This window comes from Shimia sp. R9_3 (assembly GCF_017743755.1).
In the GTDB taxonomy this organism is placed as follows: domain Bacteria; phylum Pseudomonadota; class Alphaproteobacteria; order Rhodobacterales; family Rhodobacteraceae; genus Shimia.
This window is the reverse complement of sequence record NZ_JAGHRP010000003.1, coordinates 511,978-523,503: the sequence shown is the minus strand read 5'-3', so window position 1 is coordinate 523,503 and position 11,526 is coordinate 511,978. Positions and strand designations below refer to the sequence as shown.

Here is an 11,526-nt window from a genome sequence, read left to right as displayed (position 1 = left end):
GCGCTCACATCAACTAAAACAGTTGGTTGGTAAAACTGACCGTCCAATCCGTCCACAGACAGCGGTCCGCCACCCAGTGCAACTGTCGCGCCCGCTGCCTCCGCAGCCTCCACATGTTTGTGAATTTGCGCGCCATGCGTCTCAGTCACAATCGCACCAACCTGCGTGCTCTCATCCATCGGATCGCCAAACCGAACCTTGCGAGACTCTGCAACCACGCGGGCAACGAACTCTTCCGCAATATCTTTATGCACAATCACGCGGCTCGAGCCGTTACAGCACTGCCCGACATTGAAGTAAGTGCCAAACACAGTGGCATCCACGGCCTCATCCAGATCGCAATCTGGAAAGATAACCTGGGCATTCTTGCCACCAAGCTCCAGCGCCACTTTCTTCAAAGTGTTCGCTGCAACCTTGCTGATCAGCTTTCCGACGCGGGTCGATCCCGTGAAACTCACCATGTCCACAGCTGAATGTGCGGCCATCACGCTGCCGACCGGTTCGCCATACCCCAGCACGATGTTGCAAACTCCGGCTGGCAACCCCGCCTCAATCAAGAGCTCGCCCAACATCACTGTTGTACTTGGCGTCATCTCCGAGGGTTTAACGACACAGGTACAACCCGCTGCGAGCGCAAAAGGCAGTTTCTGGCTCAGGATCCAGAAAGGGAAATTCCAGGGTGTGATGATCGACACAACCCCAATCGGCTGCTTCAAAACCATCGCCACCATGTCTTCGCCAAGCGTATCGTGGCTGTCGCCATGAACACTCCGCGCGAGACTTGCTGCATAGCGCCACAAATCCGCAGCTCCGGTCACTTCGCCCCGCGCTTGCGCAATCGGCTTACCGCTTTCCAGCACCTCAAGCTCAATCATGCGATCAGCATTGGCTTCAATCAGGTCCGCCACTTTGAGCAAAACGGTGGCGCGCTCCTTGCCAGAAATACGGCTCCAGACTCCTGCGTCAAAAGCCTTACGTGCCGCATTGATAGCTGCCTCCGCTTCGGCTTCTCCTCCTTTGGCCGAACGGCTCACCACAACACAGTGGCTCGGAGACACCCGTTCAAATGTCTCACCATCTGCGCTGGTCTGCCAGGTGCCATCAATCAGATGACGCCCCTCAAAAGGATCCGCTGCGGGCACAAAGCCAACCGAAGGCCGTATCGCAAGCTCGTTCATTCTCTATTTCCCTGTAAACTGCGCGGCGCGTTTTTCCATAAACGCCGCCACGCCTTCGTCTCTGTCGTCACTCGCGGCAATGGCAGCGCTGCCCAGCGCCTCTATCATCGCACCGCTGTCCTCACCGCTTCCCGCCAAAATCATGGATTTGGTGATCTCAACCGCACGCGGTGACAGCGCCATTTGCTCCTCAGCCAACGCCTGCGCCGCTTGCAGCGGATCCTCGGAAATCTCCGCCAAAAAGCCGGCCTGCTGAGCCCGCTCAGCACTGATCCGGCGTCCAAACAGCGCCATTTCCTTGACCAGCACTTCACCAATCAGCCGCACCAGCCTCTGGGTTCCTGACCAGCCGGGAACAATCCCCACACGCGCCTCAGGCAAGGCCAATAGCGCTTTGGGCGCCGCGAGCCTTAGATCACAGGCTGTTGCCAGCTCTAAGCCGCCGCCAAAAGCATGGCCGTTGATCGCCGCGATGGTCGGCTTGGACAATCTCGCAATACGGTCAAACAGACGATGCCCGTCACGCACCCAATGGCGCGCAAATTCGCCCGGGCTCAGGCTGCCCCAGGCCGCAATGTCCGCACCGCTGCAAAAGGCCTTTTGCCCCGCACCTGTCAAAATCAGCACCCGCACAGCGCTGTCCCGGTCAATCGCGTCAATATGGGTCTCAAGAGCCTCCAGCATGGGCACATCCAACGCGTTGTATTTCGCTTCATTCTGAAGCGTCAGCGTGGCGACCCCGCCTTTGACCTCAAGCGCGACCCCGCTCACAACGACAGCCCCATAGGTGCTTGGTTCAACAGCTTTTTGTCCATGACAACAGCGTTCTCTGCCACGGTCACACGGCCCTCGGTTGGCCCCACGATGTCCGCCTGAGCGTCAATGCCGGGCATAATCTCCGTAGCAACAAGTCCCTGATCGGTCAGCCGGATCACACAGCGCTCGGTGATATAAAGCACCTCCTGACCTGTCTCCCGCGCCCGCACGCCAGAGAAGGTCACATGTTCGACCTGATCCACCATCTTGGTAAACTTACCGGGCGTTGCCACCTTCAGCGCATCCTCAGACAGATCCATCTGCGCCCCGGCCTCGAACCAGCCCGAGAAGACGATCTTCTTCGCCCGCGCGGTGATATCAACAAAGCCGCCGCAACCTGCTGTTAAATAAGGCTTCTTGCCCAGTTTGGAGACATTCACATTACCTTCCACATCAACCTCAAGGAAGGAGAGGAAGGACATGTCAAACCCGCCCCCCTGGAAGTAGATGAACTGCTGTGGACTTGGCACAAACGCATCCGCATTGGACGCACAGCCAAAGGCAAATCCGGTCAATGGCACGCCACCAACAGCACCCTGTTCAATTGCCCAGGTCACCGCCTCCGGGTGGCCTTCTTCAAGCAGGATACGCGGCACCATCGCGCTGATGCCAAAGCCGAGATTGGCAGTCTGCCCCTTGGCAAGCTCCATCGCCGCCCGGCGCGCGATCACCTTCTCAACGCCATAGTCTGCCAATGCAAAGCTGTCCCATGGGCGCATGATCTGCCCGCTGATCGCTGGATCGTAAGGGGTCTCGCAGGTCTGCTTTTGGTCCGCGTCAATCACCACCAAATCGACAAGATGTCCCGGCACCCGCACATCATGTGGCCGCAGGCTGCCGCGCGCGGTCATCCGCTGCACCTGCGCAATCACCAGCCCGCCATTGTTACGCGCGGCAATCGCCTGCTCGAGCCCACCAAGATAGGCCCCTTCGTGCTCATAGGTCAGATTGCCGCACTCATCCGCAGTGGTCGCGCGCAAGATACAAACATCCGGTGCGATATTTGGGAAATGCAGCCAGGTTTGCCCGCCAAAATCTTCTCGACTCACAATCGGTGCTGCCGCGCCTCTGTCGTTCATCGCGCAGCCTTCGCGCACGGGATCAACAAAGGTCTGCAATCCAACCTGCGTGAGCACCCCAGGTCGTTTCGCCGCCGCTTCGCGATGCATGTCAAACAGGATGCCTGATGGCACATTGTAGGCCGCCACCCGATCTTCAACGATCATTTTCCAGATCGCAGGCATCTCAAGGCTTGAGGGACCAGACGGATAAGACCCTGCAATCACACGCGAAAGCAAACCGTCCTGCGCCAGGTAATCCATTCCTTTGACGCCATACATATCACCGGCAGCAATCGGATGGATTGACGTGATGTTCTGCGGATGTCCCTCGGCTTCAAACCGCGCTCCGATGGCTTTCAAAACAAGATCCGGGCAGCCAAGCGACGAGCTCGAGGACACCGTAACAACAGCGCCATCGTTGATACGTGCGACTGCATCGCTTGCGGAAACCAGTTTGCTCATGCCCGATCTCCGTAGTCCACATCCACGGCCTGACCCGTCTGTGCTGCGTCGCGCACCGCCATGGCAACGGCAAGAGATTTCACGCCATCCGGCCCATCCGCTGCGGCGCGCCCGGTCCCGGCGACCGCGCTGTAGAAATCTGCAAGCCCCTGTTCATAGAGGTTGTGTCGGGACACCTCGACAGCTGCACGCCCCGCCGCAGTTACCAGCCCTACATCGCCAACCGGCTCCTGTGTCATCACGCCTTTTGCGAAAATCGACCCTTCGGTGCCATGCACCTCCAACCCGCTGCCCGCAAAAGGATGGGTGAAGCTTTCATGGCTCATCACCATGGCACCACTTGGCATGGTCCAGACAGACATGGCGCTGTCCTCCACACCCTCGCCCATGCCCGAGGCCGCCATCTGCGCCACCACGCGCTGAGGGTCTTCACCCAGCAGAAACCGCGCCACATCTGCGTCATGCACTGTGATATCGGGGATCACACCGCCACCCGCAGTGGCATCATTGATCCGCCATCCCTGCAAATGCGGCGGCAAATGCACCGCATGGAAAATCCTTAGCGACAGCACTTTGCCAATCTTGCCCTCCGCAATCAGCGCTTGCATCGCGCGATGCGTGCCGGAGCAACGCAGGTGGTGATTGGTTGCAAAGGTAACGCCTGCCGTCTCAGCGGCCTTCACCATATCCGCCGCATCCGCAACGCTCATCGCCAGAGGTTTTTCGCAAAGCACATGTTTGCCCGCAGCAATGGCCGCCATGGCCTGAGGCAAGTGTTTCTCGTTGGTGGAGGAGATATAAACCGCATCGCAGCCCTCATCGGCCAGCGCTTCGGTAAGATCCGTTGTAGACTTAGGCACATTGTGGGCCGACGCCCAATCCGCACCATGCTGCGCTGAACCGCTCACAACCCAAGCGACGTCACCACCCTCTTGCGCGCGCACTGCTCCCAACATGTATTGGGACGCGATCGTGCTCGCCCCGACAAAAACCCAACGCATAAGAAACTTCGCCTCCCTGTCAGATCATTCCCAATTGAATTGGAACGATCTAATTTCCGATTCACACCATAATTGGAACGTTCTAAATTTGACAATCCCCTTTTTGAGACTTTTCTCAGCCAGCAGCAAAGCCCTCAAAAACCCCATTGCTTTCTACGCAGTTTGCGCGGCACTAAGTTTCTTAAGAACATGCCGACAGGACACGCACGTGGCTCAGATCAGCTTCAAACAGCTCCAGGCCTTCGTGGCCGTCGCCGACCTGCAAAGCTTTCGCCGCGCAGCGGACAAACTCAACACAACGCAGCCCAATATCTCCAGCCGCATCACCACGCTTGAGACGCAAATTGGTCACCGCTTGATGTCCCGCGATGCAGGCGCCGTGCGCCTCTCGCCAATGGGGGAAAAATTGCTCATACAGGCGCGTACAGTTTTGCAGGCGATGGATGGCTTTTTGCTGACTGCAGAAGACGATAGCCTGTTTGACGGCACCCTGCGCATAGGTGTCACGGAAATGATCGTACATACGTGGCTGGGCGCTTTCTTCGCCGCGCTGAAGGCCCGCTTCCCCAACATCGACGTGGATCTCACCGTCGATCTCTCCCTCAATCTGTCGGATGCTCTGTTGGAGCGCCGCATTGATCTTGCATTGCAGAACGGCCCTTTTCACCACGAGACAACGGGCAACACCGATTTAGGCCCCCTGCCGATGATGTGGGTGGGCGCGCCAAAGCTGGAAATGAGCACCAAAGTGCTCTCACTCCGCGACCTCGCGCAACATCCCGTCCTGACCCACGCCCGCGGCACCATTCCCTACCGCCAGATGCAGGAGCATTTTGCCGCTTTCCCCGACATCTCGGTCCGTCATGTGTCGTCTTCCAACCTTGCTGCGTGCCACCAGATGACGCGCGACGGCCTTGGCGTGGCCTGTCTCCCCAAAGCGATGGTGCGCGATGATCTCGCCCAAGGCACGCTTGTGCCTTTGCGCTATCTCTGGGTGCCAGACGCCCTGCAATTCTTTGCCCGCTTTGATGCGGACACCTGCCCCAGCTTTGTCAGCGCCGCTGCAGAGCTCGCCCAGATTGAGGCTCAAACTCACGCGAGCACCATCAAAGGATAAATTTTTTTTATCCTTCATATTCAATCTAATAATTGGATTTCATGACCCGCCTGCCACTAGGCTGATCTTAGTAAGACAGCAAAGAGGCGCATCATGCCCACACCAGCGGCCCGCTTGGGCGTAGATATTGGCGGCACATTCACCGACGTGGTGCTCGAGATCGGCGAAGATCGGCACTCCACAAAGGTGCTGACCACCTACGCGGCACCGGAAAACGCCATCGTGGACGGGATGCACAAGGTCTGCGCCAAGGCAGATGTCAACCCGGCAGTTATCACGCAAATCATCCATGGCACTACGCTGGCCACCAACGCTCTGATCGAACGGCGTGGCGCCAAAACAGCCTTGATCACGACCAAGGGCTTTCGCGACGTCATTGAAATGCGCACCGAAAGCCGCTTTGAGCAATATGACCTCAATCTTACGCTCCCCGAGCCTCTGCTGCCGCGCAACCGCCGCTATGTGGTCAGCGAACGCATGGACGCCACCGGCAACCCTCTGGTCCCACTGGATCGCGCAGAGATCGAGCAGCTCGCCGATGAGCTTGCCGAAGCGGAATATGAAAGCATCGCGGTCGGCCTGCTGCATTCCTACGTGAGCGATGCCCACGAGCGCCTGATTGCCGAAGTTCTGGCGGAAAAGCTGCCCGACGTGATGGTCTCGCTCTCCTGCGAAGTATCGCCACAGATGCGCGAATACGAGCGTTTCAACACCACCATCGCCAACGCCTACATCAAACCGCTGATGAAATCTTATCTCGGCCGTTTGAAATCCCGCATGGCGGACGAAGGCGCGGCTTGCCCCGTCTTTCTGATGCACTCAGGTGGCGGCATCATGTCTCTGGAAAGCGCGGCGGACTTCCCTGTCCGTCTGATTGAAAGCGGCCCTGCTGGTGGCGCGATCTTCGCCGCAGACATCGCGGCCAAACACGGGCTCTCCAAAGTCCTGAGTTTCGATATGGGCGGCACCACCGCCAAAATCTGCCTGATCAAGGATCAAACCCCCAAAACCGCCCGCGTGTTTGAAGTGGCCCGCACCTATCGTTTCAAAAAGGGATCCGGCATGCCCATCTCGATCCCCGTGATCGACATGGTGGAAATCGGCGCGGGCGGCGGCTCGCTCGCCCATGTCGACGGCATGAATCAGATCCGCGTCGGCCCCGAGAGCGCAGGGTCAGAGCCCGGCCCGGCCTGCTATGGGCGTGGCGGTGAAAACCCAGCTGTGACAGATGCAGATCTGATCCTAGGCAAGCTTGACCCCAACAATTTCGCGGGCGGCTCAATCCCGCTACACCCAGACAATTCTGCAAAGGCTCTGGACACTGTCATCGGCAATACTCTGGACATGGGCGCGATGGAGGCCGCCTTTGGACTGGCCGAGGTTGTCGATGAAAATATGGCCAATGCCGCCCGTGTCCATGCGGTCGAAAACGGCGAAGACCTCAGCGAATATACCATGATCGCCTTTGGAGGCGCAGCCCCACTTCACGCAGCAAGGCTTTGCGAAAAGCTCGGCGTCGCCCGCTGCCTCGTCCCCCAAGGCGCCGGTGTTGGATCGGCCATCGGCTTCCTGCGCGCGCCCTTTAGCTTTGAGGCCAACCGCTCTGTGTTCATGCGCCTCAACGCATTTGATCCGGCGCAGGTCAAAACCCTCTTTGCCGAAATGTCTGAAGAAGCCACAGGATTTGTGCGCTCCTGCGATGCAGATGCCGAAATCCTGCGCGATCACAAGATCTACATGCGCTATGCGGGTCAGGGCTGGGAAATTCCAATCTCCCTGACCGCCGAACAGGCGGCTGCACCTGACGCCGCCACCTTCCTCCGCCTTTTTGAGGCCGACTACGAAGCTCTCTTTGGTCGCGCGGTCGAGGGGATGGAGGTCGAAATCACGGTCTGGAGCGTCAACGCCTACACCGCGCAAACTGCCACAACACCGCTCAATGAACTTGGCGCACTGACCAAAGTTGACGCAACCACAACACGCCCCCTCTTTGATCCGGCACGCGCCGCAACGGTAGAGGCCGTCGCGCTCGCGCGTTCTGATCTGCCTGCAGGCCACATGGCGCACGGCCCCGCCCTGATCACCGAGGATGAAACCACCGTTGTTGTCCCAAGCAGCCGCGATGTCTGCACCCACAGTGACGGCACGCTGGATGTCCGCCTGAAGGAGACCGCCCAATGAACCGTCCAGAAACCGGGCACAGCAAAGTCGCCTATCAGGTCATGTGGAACCGCTTGATCTCCGTCGTCGAAGAACAGGCACAGGCGCTGGTGCGCACCGCCTTTTCCACGTCTGTGCGTGAGGCGGGCGACCTCTCCGCCGGTGTCTACAACGCCGTCGGGGACATGCTCGCTCAGGCCGTCACAGGCACCCCGGGCCATGTGAACGCCATGGCAGATGCGGTGGGGCACTTTGTCCGCCGCATCGGACGCGACAACATGCGCGAAGGCGATGTCTACCTCACCAATGATCCGTGGGAGGGCACCGGCCACAAGCATGACATCACGGTGGTCACCCCCTCGTTTTACGCAGGTCAGCTCATCGGCTTCTTTGCCTGCACGGCCCATGTCACCGATATTGGCGGTCGTGGCTTTGGCGCGGATGCCAATGATGTCCACGAAGAAGGGCTCTACATCCCGATCATGAAATTCGCCAACCGCGGCGAAGTGGACCAGACATTGATCGCGCTCATTCGCGGCAATGTGCGCGAGCCGGATCAGCTGGTCGGCGACATCTACGCTTTGGCCAATTGCAACGATATCGGCCACCGTCGCTTGATCGACATGGTGCAGGAGTTTGATCTGCCAGATCTGACCGGCATCTCGGATTTCATCCTGACCAATTCGCGCAAAGCCACACTAGAGCGCATCAATGCCCTCGCCCCCGGCACCGCATCCGGACATCTGCGCATCGACGGCTACGACAAACCCATTGATCTGCACGTCACGCTGACCATCGAGAAAGACCGCATTCTCAGCGATTGGAACGGCACGTCCGGCCTCGACAAAAAAGGCATCAACGTCCCTCTGGTCTACACCAAGGCCTACGCCTGCTACGCGCTCAAATGCGCCATCGCGCCGGAAATCCCGAACAATGCCGCCTCACTGGCCCCGTTTGAAATCAGCGCGCCGGAAAACAGCATTGTAAATGCCAAGTTCCCGGCCCCCGTGGCCCTGCGCCATGTGATTGGCCATATGGTGCCTGACACGGTTTACAACGCGCTCGACAAACTCCTGCCCGGTGTGGTTCCCGCCGAGGGCGCCGGGTGCCTGTGCAATTTCCAACTGTCCCTCCGGCCCCGAATGGACGCCCCTGCCCCGCCAGACGCCACACGTGCCGAAGTGCTCACCTTTAACTCCGGCGGCTCCGGCGCGCGCCCGGCGCTGGATGGCATGAGCGCCACGGCCTTCCCATCTGGTGTGATGACCATGCCCGTGGAGGCCACCGAACAGGTCGGCCCGGTGATCATCTGGCGCAAGGAGCTGCGCCCGGACAGCGGCGGTGCCGGTCAGTATCGCGGCGGTCTCGGGCAATATATGGACGTTGGTGCCCGCGAAGGACACGAGTTTGATATCTCGCTTATGTTGGACCGTGTGGACCACCCAGCGCTTGGTCGCCGCGACGGCCTTGCAGGAGGTGCAACCACCATCCAACGCAATGACGGCACCCCGATCCCGGGAAAAGGCAAGCATTTCATCTCACACGGTGAAGTTGTACAAATGGCCTTCCCCGGCGGCGCAGGCTACGGTAACCCTCAGGCGCGCGATGCCGACATGGTGAAACGCGATCTGGCCTTTGGCTACATCACACCAGAGCACGCCGCACAGCACTACAACCTTTCGGCAGATGACATCGCCGAGGCCCTAGCGCGGGCAAAACTGGGGGACACTCTGTAAATGGCAGCAAGCACTTGGGCGACCAAACCGACCAAAAACTCATATGATGTGGTGATCATCGGGGGCGCCATCATGGGGTCTTCAACCGCATGGTTCCTCTCTGACAATCCGGATTTCACCGGCTCAGTGCTCGTGGTCGAAAAGGACCCAAGCTACGAGTTCAGCTCTACGGCGCACACCAATTCCTGTATGCGTCAGCAGTTCTCCAATCAGCTGAACGTCGAGATCTCACAATTCGCGGCTGATTTCGTAAAGAACCTGCGCAGCTACATGGGCGGGGATGACCGCGTTCCCCCACTCGACATTCAGAGCTACGGCTATCTCTATCTCGCCGACAATGACGCCTTTGCCCAAACACTGCGCGAAAACCAGAAAATCCAACGCGAGGCTGGTGCCGAAACCGAGCTGCTCACAGCCGAAGAGATTGCGGCACGCTACCCGTTTTACAACGTCGAGGACATCAAGCTTGGCTCAATCAACACCAAAAATGAAGGCTATTGGGATGGCGGCGTGGTGTTTGACTGGTTCCGCCGCTCGGCACGTGAACGCGGCGTGGAATATATGCAGGGTGAAGTTGTCGCCATGGCACGCGAAGCAGGCAAGATCACATCTGTAACACTCGCCTCCGGCGATGTGATCTCATGTGGTCAGGTGGTCAACGCCTCAGGGCCGCGCGCCGCGCGCACCGCCGAAATGGCAGGCATCGCGCTCCCGGTTGAGCCACGTAAGCGCTTCACCTGGATTTTTTCCGCAGAGCAACCTCTGCCAATGGAACTGCCGCTCACAATTGATCCAAGCGGGGTTCACTTTCGCCAGGATGGTCCGGAGACCTATCTCGCAGGCTGCGCTGCCGACCCTGACCCAGCCGTTGCCTATGATGACTTCCACATGGATCACAACCGCTGGCAGGATCATGTCTGGCCCATTATCGCCACCCGCATCCCCCAGTTTGAGGCCATCAAAGTGGTCACCGAGTGGGCCGGTCACTACGCCTTTAACACGTTGGACCAAAACGCCATTCTCGGCCCCCATCCAGAAATCAGCAACTTCCTGTTCCAAAACGGTTTCTCCGGCCATGGGCTACAGCAAAGCCCCGCAATGGGCCGCGCCATGGCGGAATGGCTCACCTACGGCGAATACCGCGCTCTGGACATGTCGCCTTTTGCGTTTGAACGTGTGCTCACAAACACACCAATCGTCGAAAAGGCCGTGATCTGATGGTAGCTCCTAATCCCTTCCTTGCCAAAATTCGCGGAGGCAACGCGCAAATCGGCATCTGGCTCAGCATGGCCAACGCACAGGCCACGGAAGTTGTGGCGCATTCCGGCTATGACTGGGCGCTCATTGATATGGAGCATTCTCCCAATGAGCTTTCCACCGTGATGGATCAGCTGCGGGTGCTGGAAGGATTTGAGACCACAGCACTTCTCCGCCCGGATTGGAACGACCCCGTGAAGGTCAAGCGCCTGCTTGATATGGGCGCGCCCGGCTTGCTTTTTCCCATGGTCAACACCGTCGAGGAGGCAGAGGCTGCTGTTGCGGCCACGCGCTATCCGCCGCGCGGCGTGCGCGGTGTAGGCGGCACAACCCGTGCCACCGCCTATGGCCGGGATAAGAGCTATTTTGCTGAGGTCGAAAACCAAACTGCGGTGCTTGTGCAGGCCGAAACCCTTGAAGCGCTGGAAAACATTGAAGCTATTGCCGCCGTTGACGGTGTGGACGGGATCTTCTTTGGCCCGGCTGACATCGCCGCAGATATGGGCCATCTCGGCCAGCCGATGCATGATCAGGTTTGGGCAAAAATCCTGCCCGCCGCCATGCGCCTGATTGGCAAGAAGATCCCGGTTGGCACTGTGATCTCTGATCTGGCCTTTGCCCGCCGCCTGCTTGGCGCAGGCTTCACCTTTGTCGCATGCGGATCTGACACGGGCCTTCTTGCCCAGGCCGCAGACCAGCGGCTCGCCGACCTCAAAGCCCCAAACACAGGATCCTGAC

9 protein-coding genes are annotated in these 11,526 nt (G+C 59.0%); 5 read left to right on the top strand and 4 right to left on the bottom strand.

Annotation, left to right across the window (positions count from 1 at the left end; all coding sequences use genetic code 11):
* From J7412_RS11365 to J7412_RS11350, 4 genes are all read right to left on the bottom strand, one after another.
* A partial coding sequence (locus J7412_RS11365) for an aldehyde dehydrogenase family protein (protein WP_209078737.1) occupies positions 1–1,178 on the bottom strand: 1,178 nt, incomplete at its 3' end.
* A 3-nt stretch (positions 1,179–1,181) separates the two neighbouring features.
* Entirely contained in the window at positions 1,182–1,949 is a 768-nt protein-coding gene (locus tag J7412_RS11360) for an enoyl-CoA hydratase/isomerase family protein (protein ID WP_209078736.1), read from the bottom strand.
* On the bottom strand, positions 1,946–3,517 hold the full coding sequence (locus tag J7412_RS11355; protein WP_209078735.1) for a CoA-transferase: 1,572 nt from the start codon (positions 3,515–3,517) through the stop codon (positions 1,946–1,948). Before J7412_RS11355 ends, J7412_RS11360 begins: the two co-directional genes overlap by 4 nt.
* Positions 3,514–4,518, bottom strand: coding sequence for a Gfo/Idh/MocA family oxidoreductase (locus J7412_RS11350; protein ID WP_209078734.1), 1,005 nt, complete (start codon positions 4,516–4,518; stop codon positions 3,514–3,516). The genes J7412_RS11355 and J7412_RS11350 overlap by 4 nt, the downstream gene beginning before the upstream one ends.
* Positions 4,519–4,726: 208 nt before the next feature.
* Here J7412_RS11350 and J7412_RS11345 point away from each other — a divergent pair, with 208 nt between their 5' ends.
* The 5 genes from J7412_RS11345 to J7412_RS11325 all read left to right on the top strand — a co-directional run bounded on the left by J7412_RS11345 (position 4,727) and on the right by J7412_RS11325 (position 11,525).
* Positions 4,727–5,635 carry a LysR family transcriptional regulator gene (locus J7412_RS11345; protein ID WP_348540492.1) on the top strand — a complete coding sequence of 303 codons (909 nt, stop codon included), beginning with the start codon at positions 4,727–4,729 and terminating at the stop codon, positions 5,633–5,635.
* Between the two features lie 93 nt (positions 5,636–5,728).
* A complete protein-coding gene (locus tag J7412_RS11340; RefSeq protein ID WP_209078732.1) occupies positions 5,729–7,816 on the top strand; it encodes a hydantoinase/oxoprolinase family protein in 2,088 nt (695 codons plus the stop codon).
* Positions 7,813–9,531, top strand: a complete 1,719-nt coding sequence (locus tag J7412_RS11335; RefSeq protein WP_209078731.1) for a hydantoinase B/oxoprolinase family protein — start codon at positions 7,813–7,815, stop codon at positions 9,529–9,531. The genes J7412_RS11340 and J7412_RS11335 overlap by 4 nt, the downstream gene beginning before the upstream one ends.
* Complete coding sequence (locus J7412_RS11330) at positions 9,532–10,749, top strand: FAD-binding oxidoreductase (protein WP_209078730.1); 1,218 nt, start codon at positions 9,532–9,534, stop codon at positions 10,747–10,749. It begins immediately after the preceding gene.
* Positions 10,749–11,525 carry an HpcH/HpaI aldolase/citrate lyase family protein gene (locus J7412_RS11325; protein ID WP_209078729.1) on the top strand — a complete coding sequence of 259 codons (777 nt, stop codon included), beginning with the start codon at positions 10,749–10,751 and terminating at the stop codon, positions 11,523–11,525. The genes J7412_RS11330 and J7412_RS11325 overlap by 1 nt, the downstream gene beginning before the upstream one ends.
* Position 11,526 lies beyond the last annotated feature (1 nt).